The organism is Planctomycetia bacterium (assembly GCA_034440135.1).
Lineage (GTDB): Bacteria > Planctomycetota > Planctomycetia > Pirellulales > JALHLM01 > JALHLM01.
Genome location: JAWXBP010000466.1, coordinates 1 through 21,871, shown reverse-complemented (window position 1 = coordinate 21,871; position 21,871 = coordinate 1). Strand labels below are relative to the sequence as shown.

17 protein-coding genes, 1 pseudogene and 1 riboswitch are annotated in these 21,871 nt (G+C 60.5%); of the genes and pseudogenes, 11 read left to right on the top strand and 7 right to left on the bottom strand.

Going from position 1 to position 21,871, the window contains the following annotated elements:
• The 5 genes from SGJ19_26710 to SGJ19_26690 all read left to right on the top strand — a co-directional run.
• A partial coding sequence (locus tag SGJ19_26710; GenBank protein MDZ4783855.1) for an arylsulfatase occupies positions 1 to 381 on the top strand: 381 nt, incomplete at its 5' end.
• Between the two features lie 307 nt (positions 382 to 688).
• A complete protein-coding gene (locus SGJ19_26705; protein ID MDZ4783854.1) occupies positions 689 to 2,278 on the top strand; it encodes an arylsulfatase in 1,590 nt (529 codons plus the stop codon).
• A 68-nt stretch (positions 2,279 to 2,346) separates the two neighbouring features.
• Entirely contained in the window at positions 2,347 to 3,297 is a 951-nt protein-coding gene (locus SGJ19_26700) for a nuclear transport factor 2 family protein (protein MDZ4783853.1), read from the top strand.
• A 51-nt stretch (positions 3,298 to 3,348) separates the two neighbouring features.
• Complete coding sequence (locus SGJ19_26695; GenBank protein MDZ4783852.1) at positions 3,349 to 4,758, top strand: protocadherin; 1,410 nt, start codon at positions 3,349 to 3,351, stop codon at positions 4,756 to 4,758.
• The gene (locus SGJ19_26690; protein ID MDZ4783851.1) at positions 4,755 to 5,099 is read left to right on the top strand and encodes a hypothetical protein; all 345 of its coding nucleotides are present in this window, start codon (positions 4,755 to 4,757) and stop codon (positions 5,097 to 5,099) included. The genes SGJ19_26695 and SGJ19_26690 overlap by 4 nt, the downstream gene beginning before the upstream one ends.
• A 66-nt stretch (positions 5,100 to 5,165) precedes the next feature.
• Here SGJ19_26690 and SGJ19_26685 read toward each other — a convergent pair whose 3' ends face one another.
• The gene (locus SGJ19_26685; GenBank protein MDZ4783850.1) at positions 5,166 to 5,930 is read right to left on the bottom strand and encodes a hypothetical protein; all 765 of its coding nucleotides are present in this window, start codon (positions 5,928 to 5,930) and stop codon (positions 5,166 to 5,168) included.
• A gap of 898 nt (positions 5,931 to 6,828) precedes the next feature.
• Between SGJ19_26685 and SGJ19_26680 the strand changes: the two genes are divergently transcribed.
• Positions 6,829 to 8,142, top strand: a complete 1,314-nt coding sequence (locus SGJ19_26680; protein ID MDZ4783849.1) for a neutral/alkaline non-lysosomal ceramidase N-terminal domain-containing protein — start codon at positions 6,829 to 6,831, stop codon at positions 8,140 to 8,142.
• Positions 8,143 to 8,463: 321 nt separating this feature from the next.
• Here SGJ19_26680 and SGJ19_26675 read toward each other — a convergent pair whose 3' ends face one another.
• The 5 genes and pseudogenes from SGJ19_26675 to SGJ19_26655 all read right to left on the bottom strand — a co-directional run bounded on the left by SGJ19_26675 (position 8,464) and on the right by SGJ19_26655 (position 14,681).
• The gene (locus SGJ19_26675) at positions 8,464 to 8,733 is read right to left on the bottom strand and encodes a hypothetical protein (protein ID MDZ4783848.1); all 270 of its coding nucleotides are present in this window, start codon (positions 8,731 to 8,733) and stop codon (positions 8,464 to 8,466) included.
• Positions 8,734 to 9,131: 398 nt separating this feature from the next.
• Positions 9,132 to 9,542: pseudogene (locus SGJ19_26670) on the bottom strand (transposase).
• A gap of 195 nt (positions 9,543 to 9,737) precedes the next feature.
• Positions 9,738 to 12,005: a serine/threonine-protein kinase gene (locus SGJ19_26665; protein ID MDZ4783847.1), complete on the bottom strand. Its 2,268-nt coding sequence runs from the start codon at positions 12,003 to 12,005 to the stop codon at positions 9,738 to 9,740.
• Positions 12,006 to 12,016: 11 nt separating this feature from the next.
• Positions 12,017 to 13,018: a 2-hydroxyacid dehydrogenase gene (locus tag SGJ19_26660; protein MDZ4783846.1), complete on the bottom strand. Its 1,002-nt coding sequence runs from the start codon at positions 13,016 to 13,018 to the stop codon at positions 12,017 to 12,019.
• A gap of 262 nt (positions 13,019 to 13,280) precedes the next feature.
• Positions 13,281 to 14,681, bottom strand: coding sequence for an HD domain-containing protein (locus tag SGJ19_26655; GenBank protein MDZ4783845.1), 1,401 nt, complete (start codon positions 14,679 to 14,681; stop codon positions 13,281 to 13,283).
• Between the two features lie 250 nt (positions 14,682 to 14,931).
• Here SGJ19_26655 and SGJ19_26650 point away from each other — a divergent pair, with 250 nt between their 5' ends.
• Complete coding sequence (locus SGJ19_26650; protein MDZ4783844.1) at positions 14,932 to 16,152, top strand: Gfo/Idh/MocA family oxidoreductase; 1,221 nt, start codon at positions 14,932 to 14,934, stop codon at positions 16,150 to 16,152.
• 62 nt (positions 16,153 to 16,214) lie between these two features.
• Positions 16,215 to 16,805 (top strand): hypothetical protein, encoded by a 591-nt coding sequence (locus SGJ19_26645; GenBank protein MDZ4783843.1) that lies wholly within the window; start codon positions 16,215 to 16,217, stop codon positions 16,803 to 16,805.
• Positions 16,806 to 17,044: 239 nt separating this feature from the next.
• Here SGJ19_26645 and SGJ19_26640 read toward each other — a convergent pair whose 3' ends face one another.
• Positions 17,045 to 19,252, bottom strand: coding sequence for an SPFH domain-containing protein (locus SGJ19_26640; GenBank protein ID MDZ4783842.1), 2,208 nt, complete (start codon positions 19,250 to 19,252; stop codon positions 17,045 to 17,047).
• Between the two features lie 200 nt (positions 19,253 to 19,452).
• Positions 19,453 to 19,630: riboswitch (cyclic di-AMP (ydaO/yuaA leader) on the bottom strand.
• A gap of 314 nt (positions 19,631 to 19,944) precedes the next feature.
• Here SGJ19_26640 and SGJ19_26635 point away from each other — a divergent pair.
• The 3 genes from SGJ19_26635 to SGJ19_26625 form a co-directional block, all read left to right on the top strand.
• Positions 19,945 to 20,904: a hypothetical protein gene (locus SGJ19_26635; protein ID MDZ4783841.1), complete on the top strand. Its 960-nt coding sequence runs from the start codon at positions 19,945 to 19,947 to the stop codon at positions 20,902 to 20,904.
• Positions 20,901 to 21,383: a hypothetical protein gene (locus SGJ19_26630; protein MDZ4783840.1), complete on the top strand. Its 483-nt coding sequence runs from the start codon at positions 20,901 to 20,903 to the stop codon at positions 21,381 to 21,383. Before SGJ19_26635 ends, SGJ19_26630 begins: the two co-directional genes overlap by 4 nt.
• A gap of 246 nt (positions 21,384 to 21,629) precedes the next feature.
• A partial coding sequence (locus SGJ19_26625; GenBank protein MDZ4783839.1) for a hypothetical protein occupies positions 21,630 to 21,871 on the top strand: 242 nt, incomplete at its 3' end.

Here is a 21,871-nt window from a genome sequence, read left to right as displayed (position 1 = left end):
GAAGGGCCCGAGGCGCTTTCGCCCGGCAAGCACACGATCGAGTTCGATTTTAAGTACGCCGGCAAAGGCGTGGGCACGCTCGCTTACAATAGCTTTAGCGGACTCGCCCAGCCGGGCGCTGGCACGCTCAAGGTCGACGGCAAGGAAGTGGCCACGAAACAGATGGAACACACCTTGCCCATGATCCTGCAATGGGACGAGGCCTTTGACGTTGGCTCCGACACGCTCACCGGCGTGAATGACGAAGACTACCAGCCGCCCTTCCCGCTGACCGCAACGCTCAACAAGCTGACGATCAAGGTCGATCGGCCGACGCTCTCGCCCGAGGATGTTAAGTTGCTGGAGGCGGAGGGGCAGCGAAGCAACAAGGCCAGCGAATAACCTATCGAGCACACTGACAATACGCCGAGCGAACGAACCCGCAGGCGCATAGGTTCGCTCGGATCGCGATTCTCAACGACTTCCACCAATGGAGCGGACAATGTCGATTCAGCCTCGAACTCAAGCATTTCTCGTCCTCGCGCTCGGCGCTGGGCTCGGGTATCTTGCAGCGGAAGGACGATTTACTGTTCTGTACCCGTCGCAAGCGGCGATCAAAAGCAGCTCGACAGCATCAACGATCGTCGCGGCGGTTTCGACGCCCAAGGCCGAATGCTGCAGTGATGCCACGAAGGGCGAACTGTTGGCGATGGTCGATCCGGCGTTGTTGGCACAAGCGCAACAATCGCGGCGCGCGGCGGTTGCAGCTGGGACTAAGCCGAACATCGTCGTGATCATGGGCGACGACATCGGCATCTGGAACATCGGCGCGTATCACCGCGGCATGATGGCGGGTAAAACTCCCCATCTCGACCAGTTTGCCGCCGAGGGGATGCTGTTTACCGATTACTATGCCGAGGCAAGTTGCACCGCCGGCCGCGCCAACTTCATTACGGGCGAATTGCCAATTCGCACGGGCATGACCACGGTCGGCCAGGCTGGATCGACCGTCGGCATCCCCGCGCAGGCAGTAACGATTGCCACGGCGCTTAAGTCGATGGGTTACGCCACGGGACAGTTCGGCAAGAACCACCTCGGCGATCTCAATGAGTTCCTGCCGACGGTTCACGGCTTCGACGAGTTCTTCGGCTACTTATATCATCTCGACGCGATGGAAGATCCCGCCCATCCGGCCTACCCGCAAGAGTTACTGGATAAAGTCGGCCCGCGCAACATGGTTCATAGCTGGGCCACCGATACGGACGACTCGACCGTGATGCCGCGTTGGGGCAAGGTCGGCAAACAGAAGATTGAGGACGCTGGCACGCTCTATCCAGAGCGGATGGAAACGGTGGATGACGAAATCCAGGAATTGTCGTTCAAGTTCATCGACAAGGCCAAGGCCGAGGGCAAGCCGTTCTTCCTGTGGCTCAACCCGACCCGCATGCACATCGTCACGCACCTCTCTCCCAAATACGAGGCGCTGCGGAATTCGCAGAACGGTTGGACGATTCACGAAGCCGGCATGGCGCAGCTTGACGACATTGTCGGCGCCACAATGCAGAAACTCAAAGACATGGGCGTGGACGAAAATACGATCGTCGTCTTCACGACCGACAACGGCACGGAGGTGTTCACCTGGCCGGATGGCGGACAAACACCGTTTGCGCAGAGCAAAGGGACAGTCATGGAGGGCGGCTTCCGTGCGCCGGCCATGATTCGCTGGCCAGGTAACGTGCCCGCCGGCAAAGTGGAAAATGGGATTATCTCGGGACTCGACTGGTTTCCGACGTTCCTGGCGGCAGCCGGAGCAACGAACATCGCCGAGGAACTCAAGCAGGGTAAAAAGTTCGGCGAAACGACCTACAAGGTCCATCTTGACGGCTACAACCAGATGGACTTGATTACCGGAAAGGGTCCGTCGAAGCGCCACGAAATCTTCTATTTCGGGGAGAGCGATCTCGGCGCGGTGCGCGTCGACGACTTCAAGTATCGCTTCATTGACCAGCCCGGCGGCTGGCTGGGTGAAAAGACCCACGCTGACGTGCCCTACTTGACCAACCTGCGTCTCGATCCCTTCGAGCGCACCGGCTGGCCGGAAAACGGCTCCAAGATTGGTTCGCAGAATTATTTCAGTTGGTTCCAGTACGAGTTCTGGCGCTTCGTGTTTGTCCAGCAGGAAGTGGAGAAGTTGGCCAAAACGGCAGTCGAGTTCCCGCCGATGCAAAAGGGCGCGAGCTTCAACCTGGACGCCATAAAGGCGAAAATCGAGGCCGCCAGGGCCGCGATCGCCAAGTAAGAACGTGGTCGGCCGAGAGCGACCGTAATTGAATTCCAGCACTCGTTTGAACGCTCATGAGAATCGCTATGAATTGGAAACCGTTGGTGTTGGCGACCGGCGTGGTGCTCATGGCCACCACGCACGGTCGGAGTCAGACGACGCGCAAGCCGGCCGTCAAACCGGCGGCGAAGGCGCCAGCGGCAGCCGACGTCAAGGCGGCGCCAATCGATGCCGTCAAGGCCTCCGCCCAGGCCTTTGCCGACGCTTTCAACAAGCACGACGCTAAAGCGGTCGCCGCGCTTTGGACGGAAGACGGCGAGTACGTGGACGAGGCCGGGCAGCGATTCGAAGGGCGCGCCGCGATCGAGCGCGAATACGCCGAATTCTTCACCGCGCAGCCCAACGCGAAGTTGACCGTCGTCGTCGACGCCGTGCGACCTGTCGGAGAAGCGGCGGCCATCGAAGACGGGCATACGGAACTTTCGATCGACGGTAAGACCGTGGTGAGCGCCGCACAATACACGGCTGTGCATGCCAAGATTGGCACGCAATGGTTGATGTTGTCTGTGCGCGATCAGCGCATTTCGACCGAACCGTCCGCCAGCCAATTGCAAGATCTGGCCTGGTTGGTCGGCTCCTGGCAGGCGGAGCAGAACGGCGGTCAGATGCAGGTCGACTGCCATTGGCTGGGCGACGGTCACTTCCTCGCGCGAAAGTCTTCGGTGAAGCGCGGCGATCAAGATGTGGCTGACGGCTGGCAAGTGATTGGTTGGAACGCGCAATCCCAGGCGATTGAATCCTGGACGTTTTCGTCCGACGGCGGGCGCTCCGTCGGATATTGGATTCCGCACCGCGGCGGATGGATCATCGAACACGCCGGCACGATGGCTGATGGGACGCCGACCGCCGCCGTGAACTACTTCGTGCGCCTCGATGACAACTCGCATTCTTGGAAATCGGTGGAGCGATCCGTCGGCGGGGCGTTGCTACCGGAGTCGGCCGAAATCGTCCTGAAGCGCGTCAGCGCACAGCCGTAGTACACTCGCGTCCTCATTGAAAATGCCATCGCCTTCAACGAGCATCCTAATATGCCACTTTCATCGTTCGCTTCTCGATTCGCGGCGTTAGCGCTTTCCGTCGCGCTCGTGGCGCCGGTTCATGCCCGAGGATTTGGCGGCTTCCATGGCGGCGGCGGCGGCTTTGGCGGCGGCGCCCATGCCGGTGGCTTCGGCGGCGCTGGCGGCTTTGGCGGAGCGGGCTTTGGGGGCGCTGGCAGCTTTGGCGGAGCCAGAGGTTTCGGTGGCACAGGTGGGTTTGGCGGCGCTGGAGGTTTCGGCGCGGGCAATCTCGGCGCAGGCGGATACGGCGGGGCGAATCGCGACAATTTTGGCGGCGGCGGTTTCGGACAGGCCGGCGCGTTCGGCGGCGCGGCGGCCGGCCGGTTTCCCGGCGCGGCCAATTTCGGAGGCGGATCGTTCGCCGGAGCAACGAATCGTGGACAACTCAATAACTTCCTCGGACTGCCGTCCGACGAGGGGTTTCACGGCTTGAGTAGTGAGTTCAACGTGAATCGCGGCGCGGTCGAAGGACCGCGCGGCGGCACGGCGGCCGGCGTGTCAGTTGAAGGCCCACGCGGCAATGAGGCGGCACGAGGCGTCGCGGAAGGGCCCAACGGACGCGTCGCGGCAGGCGGCGGAGTGCGCGGCGTGAATGGCTATGGAGCGGCGCGGGGCGTCGTCGCCGGGCCGAACGGCATCGCGACCGGATTCGCCAGGGTCACGCCGAACGACCGTTATTTCACCGGACGCATGGTCCAGGGCAATTTTCATGACTGGGGCGTCTACGGCGGCGGCTGGTATGCGGCCCATCCGGGCGCGTGGTATGCCGCGAACTGGGCGGCCGACACGGCGTGGAACATGGCAACGTGGCCGGCGGTCGGAGCTTGGTTCGACTATCCCGAAAACACTCCGCCCACGAGCTACGACTACGGCAACAACATCACGTCGAGTGATGACAACGTGTATGTCGACGGGCAGTCCGCCGGATCCACCGCAGATTATTACAACCAGTCGTCAGCGCTCGCGACGACTGGCGCGCAAGCATCGGCGCCCGCCGACGAGCAATGGCTACCGTTCGGCGTGTTCGCGCTCACGCAACACGATCACGATCGTACGGACCTGACGATCCAACTGGCCGTCAACAAGCAAGGCGTAATCCGCGGCAACTACACCGATTCTCACAAACACGAGACCATGCCGGTGCAAGGCTCGGTCGACAAAAGCACGCAACGCGTCGCGTTTACCATTGGCGACAAAACGGATGTCGTCTTTGAGACCGGACTGTACAATCTGACTAAAGACGAATCCCCCGTGCTGATTCAGCACAAAGACCATTCCGAGCAATGGGTCCTGGTTCGCCTGCATCCGCCGGCGGACGCCAATGCCACTGGCGGAGCACAAGACGCCCCCGCCGACAACCCAAATCCGACGCCGCAATGACGGAAACTGAACGACCGTCGCCACGAACCATCCGCCAGTTGCATGTCCCGTCCGCCGAAGTCTCGCGCGAAGGACCGGCGCCGGAAGTCGGCGGCAATACGCACTATCTCACGCTCCTGTCGGTCTCGTCCGGCATGGTCGGCGCTTGCTTGACCGCCGTCGGGTTGATCGAAGTTGTGAAGGCGCTTAATCGGATCGAAACGGTCGTCGACGACCTGCTGGCGACACACTCTTCCGGGGAACAGATGCAGAATTATGTCGCCCAGCGCAGCGTGTTCTTGGAGCCCGATGCGCAGTTTGCCGTCGCGCCGCTTTGTTGCCGGCTGTCGACCTACCAATAGCAAAGGAGCCAAGGTCCGCTGGACCTTGGCTCCTGAAGCATTCGGATTTCAACTGCTGCGATCGCGTTAGTTCGCCCGGCGACGAAATCGCGCGCCGGCGACGAAGCAGCAGCCGATCAGCGACCAAGCCACGATCGATGCCGGCTCCGGCACGATCTCCACGACCTGATCCTGGAAGTTCGAATTCGGGCCGCGCGAAATGCCGTACAAGTTCGCCTTTTGGCCGGCGGCGTTCGCGGTGGACAGGAAATTGTTCGCAGCTTGCAGCAGCGACGCATTGCCTGTTGCGGTCAATTGCCCGCCCGCCAGGTTCAAACCTGTACCGCCGTCGTACACGATTTCCCAAATCGCCACTTGAAACGCGGCGGCCTGCAAGGCGTTCGTCAGCGGCAACGGCGACACCTGCGTAGTGATGTGCTGATACCACATGTTGGCGAGCAGCGCCGCGGCGGTGCTCCCCATCGGAATGTTGTTCGTCCCCGGCTGAGGGGAGCTGGCCAACGAGTTGACCATGATCCCGCTGTAGGATGCGCCAGGGGATACGTGCTGTGTCAGCTCGATGCAGAACGACACGAAGGACGTTTTCGATTCTCCGCCACTGGGCGTGCGGAAGATCAGATTGTCAGGATTTGACAGCACGGTCCAGTCAAAGCGACCAGCAGAACCGCTGCTGTAGTTGTTGCCCAGGAACGAGACGGTCACGCCGCCGCTGTTCAGGCCGAGTCCATCGAGCTTGGCGTCAATCGTGGGCGCCGCTCCGGCATCTCCGGCGCTCAGCCCCGTCAACACGCAACCCGCCAACAAGACGCCTGCCCACGTCCAATTCTTCATTGCCTGCTTCTCCTTGGTGCCCGTCAAAAGTGTGCTTCAAAAGGTACGCGGGCCTGATTGCCCACTTTGCCGACATAGTTTGAGCTTAGTCGGGCGTTCATCCGCGTCAACCAATAGGCAACTTCTGCTGTTAAAATCGGAATATTCGCTCCGAAATATCCGGTCGACGTCCACTGACGACTCCCTAACGGCCGCCGAATGGCTCATTGAACATTAGGGCAGCCGGGCCGACCAGCTTGCGCTCGAGGGAGGAAGTCATGGCGGGCTGCTGGCCGCGGCCGTGATGACGCAGCAGCCAGCCTTTTTTGGCGATTGTCTGGTCGAAGTCCCGGTGAATGGCCTGATTCGCTTCCCATTGTTAGCCAACGGCCAGGAGGCCATCCCCGAGATCGGCTCGCCTCTCGATCCGCCAGTTGTCCATGCTCGCGCGCTCGTCCCACTGGCATTGCCATTGCGCCGGTGAATCGAGCAGTTTCCACTGCCGCCTGCGGTACACCCGCACCATTCCGGCTCGGTCGTTCGCGCCGCTTAGTTGCGTCCGTCGATCAATGAACAGAGCCCGAGAGCCGGGGCGACCGTTCAGAAGTTGGAATGAGGCCGGAAACGTCCGCGAAGTGGACCCCGAAAACTGGGCCAGCTGACAAGCTAATGCCAGAAGGGCTGGAGGTCGATCAGGAGGTTCATTGCGATGGCACGGAAGCGAGTGGCCGCGCGCGAGGGTCAAGGCGAAGGCGGCGTTGTCGGGGGGCGCCGTCTCGCAGACTGCGAGTCGTTGTAGTTAATGGGCACTCGGCTGCATCCGCAAAGATGGTTGTCATTCGCGGCCAATCGATTTCCGGTCGGCTCGCCATTAAGATATCTGGACGTCGACGGTCATCAAAGAAAGGCTGTGGAAGTAATGCGAACGACGGCACGAATGCTGATGTGTGGCGTGGTCCTCACCGTATTTGCGGCGTCGGTAGGCGCCTGCCGCGCGGCCGAACTCAAGGCCGGTGTGGCGCGCGTCGATCTGACGCCGCCGTTGGAATTCCACGTCCCTTTAGGTGGCTACGGCGAGCGGATGAATCGTCCGGCCGAGGGCGTGCATGATCGCATTTTCGCTAAGGCCTTGGTCGTTACGGCTGGCCAGCAGAAGTTCGCGATCGTAACAGTTGATATCGTCGGTTTTCCACCTACTTTGAAGCCCGAGTTGCTCGAGCGACTGTCCGATGGCTGGTCGGCCGGCCAAGTCATGTTGCTGGCCAGTCACTCGCACACCAGCATCGAGATGAACGCTATCAACCCGCTCAATACGTTTCAGATCCCCCAACTCGGGATCTATAATTCGCGCGTCCACGAGTTCGTCGTAGATCGCCTGTCGGAAGTAGTGCGCCAGGCGGAGAGGCAACTGATCGAAGTGTCGGTGGGCACGACGACCGAGTCGATCGACGGCTGGAACCGCAACCGCCGCGGCGGCACTGTAACCGACAACAATCTTACGGTGACCCGCATCGATACCGCACTAGGTAAACCGCTCGCGGTGCTAGTCAACTTTACGGCACATCCCACCTTCATGTCCGGCGAGGACATGCTGTTCTCCGGCGACTGGCCCGGCCACTTACAGCGTACCGTCGAATCGCTAGTTGCGGACGGCGTCATCGCGATGTACTACAACGGCGCCGAGGGCGATCAGGCGCCCGTGCCCCGTTCAGACTCAGGTACGAGCCGTTGGGAACGGGCCGAGCGCTACGGCCGCGACCTGGGCATCTTGGCCTGGAAGCAGTGGCAAGCAACCAAGACTTCGGCCGACGTACCATTCGTTTATCACTCCCGCTCAATCGATTTGCCCGAGCGCACCTGGCATCCCGACTTCCTTAAGACCGGCGGCGCCGAATATGGTCTAAGCGAAAAACTACTCCAGGAACTGCTGCCCGTGCTCTTTCCGAAGCAAGTTGACTGCGTTTCGCTTCGGCTGGGGGATTTGCTGATTGTGGGAATACCGGGTGAAATGGCCGCCTCCCTCGGAATGGAGATCAAGAGTCAAGTCGGCCGCAACACCGGCGTCAAGAACCCTGTGATCGGCGGACTGGCGGACGAATGGATCAGTTACATGTTGCCCGCAGAAGAATATCGCCGCGGAGGCTACGAATCGAGCGTCAGTTTCTACGGCGAAAATCTCGGTGAAACGATTGTCGCCGGCGCGATCGCCGGCGCCAGCGAACTGGCAAAGTAGAACTTGATCAACACCCGATTCATCTTCACCAATTGTGGACGCGAACGCGAAGCTTCTTCATTGCAAGCAGGCGACCCATCTATATACGAGCGCTGGAAACCCCTTCACAAGAGCTCGCCTGTGGTCGACGTTAAGGACGCGGAGGACAGGAAGTAGAAAGGCGGCCAGTGAATTTGCCCACGGCGATCGAAATCGCCGCGGGCAAGGGAAGAAGTCGGTCGACGCACCGGAATCATTTCGCCATATTCACGCGCGTGTTCTTGCTGGTCCGCCTGAAGATCCTGGCGACGTCGGCAAAATCGTGGTTTGCACCGCAAGCCGCTACGGCTTTTTCCTGGTGGCATTCTTCACTTTCTTCACGGCCTTCTTCACAGCAGTGGCGACTTTGACACGGCGATTCTTTCTTTTTGTCTGCCTCTCTTTTGCACCAGGAAGCACCTCTTGAGCAAGCTCACGGATTGGTCCAGTCTTCGTCTTGCTCGACTTCGTGTCGGACTTCCCTTTGGAGTTCTTCTTGGCTTTTGGGCCAATGCCAACCCAGCTCTCAACCGTTTCGACAACTTCCTTGATCCTGCTCTTCTTCTTTGCCATACATTCCCTCCTTGAATTGGGTAAGGGGCACTTTATCGGTCGCGATCATTGTGCCGACGATCCCGACGGCTCGTCAGCTCCACTCCGATCGCCCCGAGGCAGGATATGGAGCGGACTCGATCAGATGAAGCGAGGCTGTTTTGCTTGGCAGATTTGAAAAGCGCTCATTCACATGGTCACTGGAGAAGTTGGCCATTTCACGACCAATTGAAATCGATGGGGCAGGTCGGCGATGCAAAGGTAAAGCATCGGCCAACGGTAACGCCGCCGGGGCGGTCATGAACGACCTTGAAACAGAGGTGATTAGAAATCAGACGACGGATTCTGGTTCGTGTATGGCGTCGCGACAGACGACGACCTTCTGCTTGTCAGCGTGCCGCCAAGCTTGACTCCGAGCGGTAGTTGACGATCAGGTAATCGCGGGCGATCTTAATCCGTTCTTCGGCGTGGTCCCAAAACCAACCGACGTCCTTGATGAACTTTCCGTCGTAATTGATGAGCGTGTCGTCGATCGCGATCACGCCATGGCTGCAGTAACGCGTCGCAGGGTCGCGCTGCAGCCACTTCAGCCGCCGCTCATTGACCGCCGACACGTCCCACTCGGCTTCCGTCAGAAAGCGGTTGAGGCAAGATTGATCGGTGGTGTTGACGAATTCGCTGTTGATGCCAGTCACCGTCTTGTTGGACGCCATCATCAGTTCCGTCAGGTACTCGGCGAAATGCCGACGCTGCGGCTCGTCGGAAAGCAAATCGCCGAGTTCTTCCACAGCTTCACGCACCACTTGAGGAAACTCCACGATCGCCGGCATCGTCGCGCCCTCCTTGGTCGCACACCGCCCGGCCCTCCAGCGCCAGGCGAAAACGCCGCGATTAAACCCCAATCCCCCTGCTTTCCCCACGTCAATTGAAGGTTTGCAAAAGTCCAGTGATCCGTTTTCAGTGGAGACGAAAGCCTTGCTCACAAAATACTGAAAACTGAAAACGGAACACTTCAAACTCTTTCCTCACCTCGTTCCCGACCAGAACGAATCGAACCCGTCCGTGGAAACGTCCGACGAGTCGGACGATGAAGACATGACGGGAGCGAGGGCGGCGAGATCGCCGCGGATGCCGCTGAGCATTAGCCCGGCCAGCATCCAGCAGACCATTCCGCCGGCGGCGGTAACGTAGAGCGCGGTGTCGTTTTCGATCTTGAAGAAGTTGAACGACACGAAGGCGCTCGGAATCACCGCGGCCGTTCCCCAGAAATAAAACCAGACGCGTCGACCGAGCGATAGGACATGCGGTAACCCGGCTTCGGCGGAGGATTCCGGCGAAATGAGCGCCGGCAACAGCACGCGCACGGATAAGAGCGTGGCGCAGAAGAACGTCATCGACGCGGCCAGCAATCCGCAATGCACCTGCGAGGTCATGAACTTGGTGTAGCTCAACTGCTCGTTGAAGCGCGCGTTGATCCAATAAGGAAACACCCAGCCGGATGTAATCCATTCCAGAAAAGTAACAAGCGCCATGAAATCGCCGATCCGCAACGCGGCGCGCCACAGTCCGGGCAGCTCTTCAACGGTCGGCTTCTCCTGCCTTCTCATCCGTCCAAACGCTCGAAACAGCGGCCAGGCCAAAATCACGACGAGCAAGGTTCCGAGTGGAAACGCGACGCCGTTGACGGCCGGAAGCTGCACGTTATTGAAGAACTCCACGGCGCCGTCAACTTGAAGCGTTTTGATCAGTTCATTCAGGTTGAACGTGATATTGAGCGTGCTGGCGATGCCGTTCGGGATGACGCCGCAGGCGATCAGCGACAGCAGCGGGTGGCGGCGGACCCATTGCTTCCAGCCGCGCGACGGCGGGCGGATCAAACGCTGCGCGTGCGGTTGGAGTTCGACTTCCAACTGCCGTGCGAGCGCCCCGGCGGTTTGATAGCGTGTTTCGCGGTCGGGCTTGAGTGCATCTAACAGGACGTCGAGCACGCCTTCGGGGAAGACCGCTTTGGCCCGTTCGATGAACAGCGGATCGACGCCGCGTTTTCGCCGCGCAATCATCTGCGTGACCATCGTGGTCACGTCCCCTTCGAGCGCCGTATCCGCGAAGGGACGCGATCCGGTCAGCAATTCCCAGAGCATGACGCCGAGCGAGTAGACATCCGCGCGGCCGTCGAGATCCTCCGGAGGGCGGAGCATCGCGTAGGCTTCGAGCTGCTCCGGCGACATATACGCCAGGCTGCCGCCAAAATAAGCCGCGGCGCTCGCGCCGGTCACGCTCCCGGAAAAGCTGATATTGAAATCAGCCAGCTTGGGCGAAGCGTCGGCTGCCAGTAGCACGTTGGCCGGCTTGATATCGCGATGCAACACCCCCCGCTGATGCGCGTAATCAAGCGCCCGGGCGAGCCGCGCGCCGAGCCAACAGATCACGCCGGGCCATGAGGTCTGCGCCAGGCGGCGGCGCATACCGGATTCCGACGGCGGCGATTCGCCGCGCGCTTCGAGCGCTTGATCGACCACGGTCAGCAACAGTTTGCCATTGCGCTCGCTCGGCGGTGTGCGGCGCACGCGGTCGGCCACCTGGTGGAGCGTACCGCCGGCCACGTACTGCATGTAGAGCAGTCGCAATTTGCGCTCGGGAATCACGCGCTGATCGAACACGCGGACGATGTGCGGGTGATCGAGCTGCGAGAGCGTTTGCCCTTCCACGCCGCGGTCGCCGGTGACCTTGAGTGCGACGAGTCGCTGCATGGAGCGTTGCCGGGCGAGGAACACCGTGCCGAACGCGCCTTTGCCAAGCTGGGCGAGGAGATCAAAGTCGTCGAGCGTCTGCCCTACCTGGATGTCGCCAAGCCGGTCGGCTTTGTAGAGAATCGTGGTGGCGTGCTTCGCGGGGCTGGCCAGCAGTTGCGCCAGATCTTTCGCCTGGAGCGGAAAGCGTCGCTCGTACTCGTCTGGCTCGATCGGGTCTTCTAATTGCTTGCGAAGGTGCTGCTCTTCATGAATCAAATCGGGCGGCACGACGCCGTCCTGAGTTAGCTCAGGGAACGCTTCCACGTAGCGTTCGAGTAATGCGCGCTCGCCGCGTTCCCAGCGGTGCTCCAGATCGAGCTTGATCAATTCGACGAGCGCCAGACGGCGCAGGCCGGGCGGATCGGCCGGCAGGAATTCCGAGACGTCGGGCGGCGTGCCGGACTCCCAGGCGTCGATGAACCGCTCCAGGTGCGCGCTCAACCGTTCCCAGAGCATCGTGCTCGGTTCGGTTTCTTGCGGCGGTTCTGTGTGGCCTGACACTGCGGTGTTCCTTACGATGCCGGCGCGCTGACTTCGTTGACCAGGGGTTCGCCGCGTTCGAAAGCGGTCACGTTGGCGATCGTCTGCCGCGAGATCGCGTCCAACGCCTCGCAAGTAAAGAATGCCTGGTGGGCCGTGATCATTACGTTGGGAAACGTCAGCAGGCGCGAGAACACGTCGTCTTGAATCACTTGCCGCGACAAGTCCTCGAAAAACAGGTCGGCTTCCTCTTCATAGACATCCAGCCCAAGCGAACCGAGCTGACCGTGCTTCAAGGCGTCGATCACGGCCTTGGTCTCCACGAGCGCGCCGCGACTGGTGTTAATCAGCATCGCGCCGCGCTTCATCTTGGCCAAAGCCGCGGCACTGATCATGTGCTTTGTCTCCGGCATCAGTGGGCAATGCAACGTGATGATGTCGGCGCCGGCGAGCAATTCATCCAGCGGAACATACTTCGCGCCGAGCGCCACGCATTCCGGGTTCTGCACGCGATCGTGACAGAGCAACCGGCAACCAAAGCCATGCATGATCCGGGCGACAATCGCGCCGATCTTGCCGGTGCCCACCACGCCGACCGTCCGGCCGTGCAAATCGAAACCGAGCAGCCCGTCGAGCGAAAAATTGCCTTCGCGCACGCGGACGTAGGCTTTGTGCAGTCGCCGCGTGAGCGTGAGGATCAGCCCGACGGCGTGTTCGGCCACGGCATACGGAGAATACGCCGGCACGCGCATGACTTTGAGGCCGAGCTTTGCCGCGGTCGGCAAGTGTACGTGATTGAAGCCCGCCGAGCGGAGCGCAATCACTCGCGTGCCGCCAGCCTGCAACACCGTGAGCGTTTCCGCATCGAGCACATCATTCACAAACGCACAAACGGCCGGAAAACCGTGCGCAAGCGGCGCAGTCTCGCGATTCAGCCGCGGCTCGAGAAAATGCAGTTCGTGCAAATGCGCATCGTTGGCGATCGTCAGAAATTCGCGGTCATACGGTTTGGTGCTGAATACGGCGATACGCATGGCCAGGGCTCGCAGGAATTTGTGGAATCGACTCCGCAGTATACCACCGCGCTGCCGCGGCCCCGAAGGGGCGACCTTTGCCTAGTGACGCTGGGTGCCTGGGGCAGGGGCGCTGGTTTCGCCGTCAGCATGGTCCAACAGATGGGGCTTCGGTGAACGTGTCAACCAAACGCCACGATGCCACAGCTGTTTTGGCTTGGATGCCTCCGTCGCCCGCCCCAGCCCCAGGCACCCACGCATTGACTTCTGGCAATAGTCCTCGCTACATATTCGTCAAGTCGTCCATCGCCGCGGGACCGACGAGCGCGTCCAGTGCGCGCGATAGTGCCGCCGTGTGCTCCAGGTCCTTCGCATAAACGCGACAGATGCGGTAGCTGACCGGCAATTGCCGGAACAGTTCGCTGGCGGTGAGATCGCGAATCGCGCCGCTGGCGGAATCCAGGACGAAATTCTGCCCCGCCGCGGGACCGAGCGTGCCAGGCCGATGCACGTGCCGGGCGATGTCGAACCGGAGCGGCAATTCGCGCAGCGCCGTCGGCAATTGCGCACGAAATTGCTGTTCGAACCATTCCGCGCGGCTGAAGATGCTGGCCGACTCGGTCTCGTGCGGTTGATAGAACACGCTCCGTTCCGCGGCCATTCTCCAGGTCAATTGACGATTCAACAACTTGCGCCATTCCGCGCCGAGCGCTCGTTTCTCGGTGTCGTCGCTTTCGCCCCAACGGGCGACATCCACCAGCAGCGACCATTCCGTGAAAAGTTGATAGGAGCCCAATCGTTCACTGGGATTTCCATCGAACAAATATCTTCGGCTAGCGGCGAAAAGATCGGCCAAGGAAAGATCAATCCCCCGCACGGTGCGGTGAAAATAGATACTGCGAAACAACTCGCCGCGCACGGAAAGAAACCGCACCAGCGCCGCCATACCGCGGCTATGGATTGTCAGGCCGCGCTCGCTGAAAAAACTGTAGTGCAGCAGCCGGTCGAGATCGAACGCCCGGTGGCTGTAGCCGGACATATAGGCGTCGCGCAGGACAAAGTCGAGGTTGTCGACCGTATACAGCCCGCTGAACAAACTTCGCAGCAGCAACAGCCAGCGCGGTTGTCCCGCTTCCGAAATGCGCCCGGGGCGAACGATCAAAAACGCGATCTGGGCGGGATCGAGTTGCTCGCCCAAAGCCAACTCGCTCTCGGGATTGCGGCGGACACCGCGCAGTAAATCACCAAGTTCATCGACGATGATCTGCGCCCCGAGCGATTCGTGCGTCAGGCCGTGATGTTTGAGTAAGTGCTCATCGAGGAAATGTCCGAACGGGCCGTGGCCGACGTCGTGTAACAGCCCGGCCATGCGGACGAGCGTCTCGACGTAGCCGCGGCTCGGCGCATCGGGACAGGTTTCCGCAAGGCTTTCATAGAGCGCCGCCACGGCGCGGCTCGCCAGGTGCATTACTCCCAGCACATGCTGGAAGCGCGTATGCTCCGCCGCGGGAAACACCCACCAGGCGGTCTGCAGTTGATGGATCTGTCGCAGCCGCTGCACCCAAGGGTGATCGATTAGGTCGCGCTCGGTGGTTTCGCTGCTGCCCGCCGGCGCACGGCTGACGAACGGGATGTACCCATGAATCGGATCGTGACTGAGTCCTTGTTCATCGAGTCGTTTCATGCGGTTCAGTATGACGTTTTGGCAAGGGGCCGGGAAAGGTGGAATCGCGAACAAGCTGTGAGAGGCGTCTCCGAAGCCGATGGAGAGGACGCTGCCGATCGGACGGAGCACTCAATTGAAGTTGCGCTCAGCTCATCGGCGTCGGAGACGCCTCCCACAGCTGTGTGATGAAACTGAATGTGGCCCACCGCGCCGGCCGGTGTTATGCTGTTCCCGTTGCCAGATTCGCCGCCCAAGAGGAATGACTTCGATGCCCGCACATCTCACGCGCCGTGATTTCACCCGAACTACGCTGGGCGCCGCCGCCTTGCTGGCCGCCGGCGTCGAAACCGCCCGCGGTTATGCCGCCAACGATACGATCCATGTCGCCTGCATCGGCACCGGCGGGCGCTGCCGGGATTTGATGACGCGGTTTCCCAAGATTCCCGGCGTGAAGATCGTCGCCGTCTGCGATGTCTGGGACGTCCATCGCGAGGAAGGACGCAAGCTGGCAGATCCGCAGGCCGTTGCTGAGGCAGACTATCGCATACTGCTCGATCGCAATGACATCGACGCCGTGTTGATCGGCACGCCGGACCATTGGCACGTGCCGATCACAGTCGACGCCTGCGCCGCGGGCAAGGACGTCTATGTCGAAAAGCCGCTGACGCACGATCTGTCGGAAGGCGAGCGCGTGATCGAGGCGCAGAACAGCAACAAGCGCGTCGTCCAGGTCGGCACGCAGCAGCGCAGCATGCCGCACTTGATTGAAGCACGCGAAATCGTCCGCTCCGGCGAGTTAGGGGACGTCCACAAGATTCATCTCTCCTGGAACCGCAACCAGGCGCGTTGGGATCGGAACAAGTTGAACATCGACCCCAGTGGCGTCGACTGGAAGGCGTTTCTCGGCAATGCGCCGGTGCAACCGTTCGATGCTTATCGCTTCCGCAACTGGCGGTGGTTTTGGGATTTCGGCGGCGGCATCTTCACCGACTTGATGGTCCATTGGATCGACACGGCGCATTGGATGCTCGACATGTCCGCGCCGAGCACCGCGGCCAGCCTCGGCGATCATTTCGCCACGGAAGGTCTTTGGGAAACGCCCGACACGGTGCAAACGCTGCTCCGTTATCCGGAGCAGCACATCCAGGCTTATTTCGAGGGCACCTTCGTCAACCACCGCAACCGCGCGATGCTCGAAATCATGGGCACGAAGGCCACGCTCTATTGCGACCGCGGCCGTTACGAAGTGATTCCCGAGCAAGGCGGCGGCGTGAAACCGCGCGAACGCATTGATAGCGAAGGGGAACGCGGCGCAGACTTCTTCGCGGGCGTGGACGGCGAACTACTCCACCTCACCAACTGGCTGGAATGCGTCCGCAGCCGGAACAAACCGCATTGCCCCGCGGAAGACGGCGTCCACGCGGCGGCGGCAGCGCACCTGGCGAATCGATCGCTGCGCGCGGGACAAATGGCGTCTTGGAAACAATGACAGCGATTGCGTGACGTCTCGTTCATGCAAATGTAAGTTCACTTTAAATCGGGAGACGAGTCATGTATCGCGCCCTCTTGTTGCTGGCGTTCGTTGGCGTCACTCTGACGATTGCCAGCGCACAGGACGATGCCGTTCGGCCGGTAGAGGTTTCGATTCCCGAATCTCCGGGCAAAATGGTGACCATTGAAATCACCTTGGTCAAGCTCGATCCCGAGACGCTAGCCGAGGGCGACGATCTTGCCGTGAGTCTGGACCTGCCGGCCGCACTCAAAGATTGGGAAGCGAAAGGAACGCTTCGCGGCGTCGATCACATCCGTTTCGCGACGCTCGAACGCCAAAAAGGTTGGGTGCAATATGGGGCGCGCAAGCCCACCGTGACGTCCAGCCAATACGCCGAGCGCACGAAGCAGTTGGTGCATGGCTATCAGATTGAAGACATCGGCTTTCTCGTCACCGCGATTCCGGCCATCGAGTCGGACGGCGCAATCGTCCTGGCGTTGGACGTGCAGCGCTCCGACTTCGAACCGACTCCGCCGCCGAAGGTCACGCCGATCGACGGAAACGTCCCGGTCGTCGCCAATGAACCTCCGCCAACCACGATCTTGACGCAATCAAGACATCCGTGCGCGTGCGCGACCAGGCCGTGGTGATTGGTCGTAAGGTGCAGCACAATGGTGAAATGAAAGTGGAGTACATCGCTTTCGCCTCGGCGAGCGTGGCGCCGTAGGGCGGGTCGCGCGCGAAGCGAACTGTGCTAATACTGGTTGTGGCACGGTCTCCCGACCGTGCCACCGGGCCGACTGCAGGTCTCCCGTTCCGAATTTCACCACGTCCAACGTGTCACGGTCGGGAGACCGTGCCACAACAAGTTGAAAATGCTACAGAGCCGTTAAGTCGTCACCGTCACCTCCTGCCCGTTCTTGGACATCGACTCCAACGCCTGCGTTTCCATCCGTTCGGCGAATTGTTGCAGCCGCGCCAACTCCGTGTTGTCGGCTGGGTGGAAGCCGGATTTCTCCGCCACCAGCAGTTCGATCAACACGCCGAGCAAACCCTGGCTGGCTTGTTGGCCTTCGCCGTTGGAACTGCCGCCGCCCACGAACACGCGTTCCGGCACCAGCGGTTGCGTGCTTTGCGAGAGGCTTTCCGCCACGCGCGACAACGCAAACAACCTTGGGTCGCCGAACGACCCGATCTTGCGCATCAACACCGCCGCTTCGCTCAAGCCGGTTTGCATGATCCGTTGGCTTTCGCCGCGGCCGGCCAACATCCGTTGTTCCGCCTCGGCTTTCGCGAGCACGACCGTCTGTTCCGCCTGACGATGCGAGCGGGCAAGTTCCGCATCGGCTTCGACAATGCGCTGCTCCGCCATCTTGCGCGCGCGGGCCAGGTCTGCCTCGCCATGACTTTCGGCGATTTGCGCCCGGACGCGCGTATTGGTCAACTCGGTCTGCATTTGCGCCGTGGCCTGCGCTTCGTGGAGCGCGCGGAGCTTCTCGGCGGCGATTTTTTGCCGCTCGAACGTCTCCAATTGCTCCGTCGAGAGCTGGCGAATCCGCAACTGTTCCAACAGCGTTTCGATCTTGCCATCCTTTTCCGCCGTGTCCGGCTTGCCGATCAGCACGTCCACGCATTCGATGTCGAACTCGCTGAACCTGCTCCGCAGTTCCACCCGAGCTTCCTGCTGGATGGTGTCGCGGTCGTGCAACAATTCGAGCATTGTCTTTCTGTGCGCGATATCCCGAAAATACGCCGAGAGCATCGGATCCAAGGTTTGCGTGATCAATTTCTTCACGTCGCCAAAGCGTTGGATGACGCTCGGCGCGCGTTGATAGTCGATATGCACCACCACCGACAACGGCAACGACGGTTCATAGGCGTCCTTCGTCACCAGGTCGATCGAGCGCAGACTCTCGTCAAACTTATGCGCCTCGGTCTTGCCGGTGATCCAGTGCAACACGAAGTTCGTCGTCGGCGTCAGCACCGTGCAGCCTGCGTAGGTGTTAAAGGCGTACTTGCCTGGCCCCAACGGACGTTCCCACACGCCGCGTTGTCCCTCCGCGACGCGCTCGCCGTGGCGGAACGCGGTGCCGGAGAGGTCCGCGCCGGTGCGTCCGTGATAACTCACGACGACGCCGACATGGCCGATCGGCACCACGGTTTTCGGCAACATCTCGACCGTGGCGAACCAGCGGTTGATGAAGTACGTGCCGTCCGTCAACGCCTGGTACTGGCGACCGCGCCGCCCGCCAGCGCGCAGGAACGCCTCGGGGTCCTGAAAGTTGTTGTGGTAGTTCGGATCGGTAAACTCCGCGCCGACGGTCGGCGCGATGATTTCTCCCGGCGGCAGCGACGGGCCGTCGTGGATCGTCACGATGCCGATTTGATCGTCCTGCGCGGTCTGCTCCGCATTCACCGCGACGCCGCGTTGATGGTGTACGCCAATCACGATCGGGTCGAATCCGCCCGTGGATTGCAGCTCCTTTTGCCAATTCATGATCGAAGCCCACTCCTGGCGCAGTTGAAAATGCGAGAGCGCATACACGGCGTCCTCGCTGATCAACACAAACAGCGCCGGGTTCACCGCGTACACGCCTTCGCGTAAAATCGCCCGTTGGCGTCCGCGCTGACCAACGATCAACGCCCCGTCCGGCGTGGTGATGCCTTCCAAAAACGCCCGCGCGTCTTGAAAATGATTCGACGGCACCACGCGCGACAACGTCTGGCTCGGCGACAGCGATTCGCCGTCGCGAGCGTACACGTAGCCGATCTTACCTTGCGGGATCGTTACCAATCGCACCTTGTGAATGCGATACTGCCAGCGCCAGTAGCCAAAATGCACGCCACCGCGCAATAGCTCCGCCTGGTAGCCGGCCTCGCCCTCCAGCGCAATGATCCGCCCTTCGCTCACCGACCCCGTCGGTGACCAGAGCTTTTCCACCACGCCTACCTTGTGATGCGGAATGTACCGCAACGTGAGCCAGGGCGCGAACAGCGCGATACTCAATGCCACGATCGCGAGCACTGCCCACATCGACAGCGCCACGAACGAAACCGCCAACAACTGCGAATCGCCGACCAACCACAATGCGTTCATCTCGCAAAACTTTCCGAGATTCGATTGCTTCACGGCAACAGAACCTCATCGCCGCGCCGCCGTTCGACGGACGCTGAGCGAATGTAACGGGAGCGCAAGGGCTCTCCAGGGAATCGACGCACGCCAGAATCGCGCTACGCCAGAATCGCGCTACGCCATACAGGTGAAGACGAACGGTGCCCTTCCAATGTGAGCTCGGGCGCCGCACCCGAACCGGCCGACGAGGTTAGCTGACGGGCTAGAGGTTGAAAGTCCTCCGGCCGGCGATTGAAAGCCGACCTGCGCCCCGGGCGAATCGCGATGTCATCCACCGCAGCCCGCCAATTGGTTCCCCCGTATGCCCAGGTTTTGCCCCGGGCAATTAGGCTACACGGCGATAATTCTACCGCGCGAAAAGTCGCCTGCAAGCGATGCAATCGGTGTACCTTATTTGCAAATCCTTGGGCAGATACATTTTAGGGCGCTGAGAAAAATTTTGCATAGGCATCGAGCTGGCCGATTATTCGCGCCCTTTTTTGGAGCAAAATGCAACTATGGAAAGGGAACGGAGAATCGAAATCGGATGACGTATTTGTGGCGCTGAGCAGGAGAAAGGCATCTTTTCCTTGTGATCGCGAAAGCCCGAAATGGCGAAAACGCGAAGGGGGGAGGACGTTGTCGGTTGAATGGTTGAATTCGTGGTTAAGGCTTCTATGAAAACATCGGATGCGAGCGAGCCGGCGACATTTCCGCGCCGGCGTTTGCGCACGTTTCTCTGGCTGGCCGGCGTCGTGCTGCTGGTCATCAGCATCGCGCCGATGTACTGGGTGGCGATCCGTTGGCGGGCGAGTCAACGCATCGAAGAGGAGATCGCCCGCATCCGCGCCGCGGGGGAGCCGACCACGTATGCGGAAGTGATCCAGGCCATTCCGCCGCTGGCGCGGGAGAAGGATTGCACGGCGCTCTATCGAGCAGTGTTCGATGAGACCACGAGCGAGTTTTTCGACCGCGCTCAGCCCTTTCCCATTATCGGTGATAGCGAAGAGTTTATTCCGCCGCCTGGCACGGAATGGCCAGGATTGGTCGCCACTGGGGAGTTCATTGACAGTCAGCGACATTTGTTCGTGAAACTTGACGAGGCGGCCTCGAAGGGAGGCCAGAGCCGTTTTCCGATTACGATTGCTGACATTGAAAATCGCAATCTCCACCGGCCTGTGTTCAGGTGTCGTTGGGTGACAACGCTGCTCGAACTTCGGGCCTTTGTGGCGGCACAGCGTGGCGACGCGCGAGAGGCGTTTCAGTCGCTGATGTCGCTCTTGGCATTGCAGGAATGCCTCGCTGCAGAACCAGATGGCATTGCGATGCCGAATCGGTGGAGCTTGAACCACGTGGCAAACAACGATGTCGCCTATTTGGTTGGTGCAGTGCCATTCACGGACGAACAACTCGCCGCACTACAATCCAGCGTTCGGCGCGTCAATTTCTCACACCAATTCCGGGCCAATTTGCTGACGGAGCGCGTTTGGATACTCGATTCACTCAAGCAACTCAAGCAGCCGTATCATTGGTGGGGGACATCGAGTGGAGGGGCGTCGAACCTGAAGACGTTGAGGCCTATCTCTTCGGGATGCGTCGCCTCTGTGACGCGACAAAGTCAACGGATCTTTTCATGATCGCGGGTCAAATCCAGAGTGCTCAATCGGATGTCCTTGCGACGCTCAATTCGGAACAACTCGATTCAGGAGGATACGACTTCACGAAGGCCTTTGTCTTGGGCGCTGATCGATCGATTTCGTACATTGTTAACGCAGAACGCAGAAACCGCATTCTCGACGTCTTCCTAGCCTGCGAACGCTACCGCCTCGCCCACGGCGTTTACCCGACCTCCGTCGAACAACTCGTCCCCGATTTCTTGCCGGCCGTTCCGAACTTCAAGCACTTTCACGGGCCGTTGCGGATTCTTCAAGACGGCGAAGACCTGGTCGTTTATTCGGTCGGCGAAGATGGCAAGGACGCCGGGGGACTGTTGACGGGCGACGGCGCCGACGTCGGCTACCGCACCAACACGTGGAAGCGCGACTACGAGAAACACCTCGCTGAACAAGCCGAGAAACAGCCGGAAGAGCGCGACGAGACCGAACCGATCGAATAGTCCGATTCCACTGTCCTCGTTCGCGAGGAAAAAGTAGCCATCCCGATTTCATCGCGAAAGGGCGAGTACCATTGCGACACCGCCATTGATGACGAACTCGCACGCCTGCAACTAACGCCCCACAAATTCTACGGCGAATGGAACTACACTCACTCGCCGCAAAAGTACATTGTTCAAGTTATTTTTTCGCGGTCCCTCAGTCATTCGGATTTAGGCATTCGTCATTCCTCTTAGGTACTTCACTCCTTGCCCGATCTCGAACACCGGGTCTTCGGATTGTTCGCGTTGGATCGTGATGTCGCCGCGGTAGTCGCGTTCTTCGAGCGCGCCCAAGAGCGCCGGGAAATCGGCGACGCCGCGCCCGAGCGGCTGGAGGATCTGGAACTGCGGATCGAGCGCCACTTGGCCACGCTGCTGTCGTCCGCCAGCCGCGCTCCGATTCCTTCCATCCGGCTGATTCAGGCGCCGGTGTTTCACGGCCACAGCAT

Excerpts from the sequence above, each read along its gene's own strand:
- SGJ19_26705 (MDZ4783854.1), top strand. The coding sequence starts at position 689 with ATGGTCGATCCGGCGTTGTTGGCACAAGCGCAACAATCGCGGCGCGCG.
- SGJ19_26700 (MDZ4783853.1), top strand. The coding sequence starts at position 2,347 with ATGAATTGGAAACCGTTGGTGTTGGCGACCGGCGTGGTGCTCATGGCC.
- SGJ19_26635 (MDZ4783841.1), top strand. The coding sequence starts at position 19,945 with ATGAAAACATCGGATGCGAGCGAGCCGGCGACATTTCCGCGCCGGCGT.
- SGJ19_26650 (MDZ4783844.1), top strand. The coding sequence starts at position 14,932 with ATGCCCGCACATCTCACGCGCCGTGATTTCACCCGAACTACGCTGGGC.
- SGJ19_26685 (MDZ4783850.1), bottom strand. The coding sequence starts at position 5,930 with ATGAAGAATTGGACGTGGGCAGGCGTCTTGTTGGCGGGTTGCGTGTTG.
- SGJ19_26645 (MDZ4783843.1), top strand. The coding sequence starts at position 16,215 with ATGTATCGCGCCCTCTTGTTGCTGGCGTTCGTTGGCGTCACTCTGACG.
- SGJ19_26680 (MDZ4783849.1), top strand. The coding sequence starts at position 6,829 with ATGCGAACGACGGCACGAATGCTGATGTGTGGCGTGGTCCTCACCGTA.
- SGJ19_26655 (MDZ4783845.1), bottom strand. The coding sequence starts at position 14,681 with ATGAAACGACTCGATGAACAAGGACTCAGTCACGATCCGATTCATGGG.
- SGJ19_26695 (MDZ4783852.1), top strand. The coding sequence starts at position 3,349 with ATGCCACTTTCATCGTTCGCTTCTCGATTCGCGGCGTTAGCGCTTTCC.
- SGJ19_26675 (MDZ4783848.1), bottom strand. The coding sequence starts at position 8,733 with ATGGCAAAGAAGAAGAGCAGGATCAAGGAAGTTGTCGAAACGGTTGAG.
- SGJ19_26630 (MDZ4783840.1), top strand. The coding sequence starts at position 20,901 with ATGATCGCGGGTCAAATCCAGAGTGCTCAATCGGATGTCCTTGCGACG.
- SGJ19_26660 (MDZ4783846.1), bottom strand. The coding sequence starts at position 13,018 with ATGCGTATCGCCGTATTCAGCACCAAACCGTATGACCGCGAATTTCTG.
- SGJ19_26640 (MDZ4783842.1), bottom strand. The coding sequence starts at position 19,252 with ATGAACGCATTGTGGTTGGTCGGCGATTCGCAGTTGTTGGCGGTTTCG.
- SGJ19_26690 (MDZ4783851.1), top strand. The coding sequence starts at position 4,755 with ATGACGGAAACTGAACGACCGTCGCCACGAACCATCCGCCAGTTGCAT.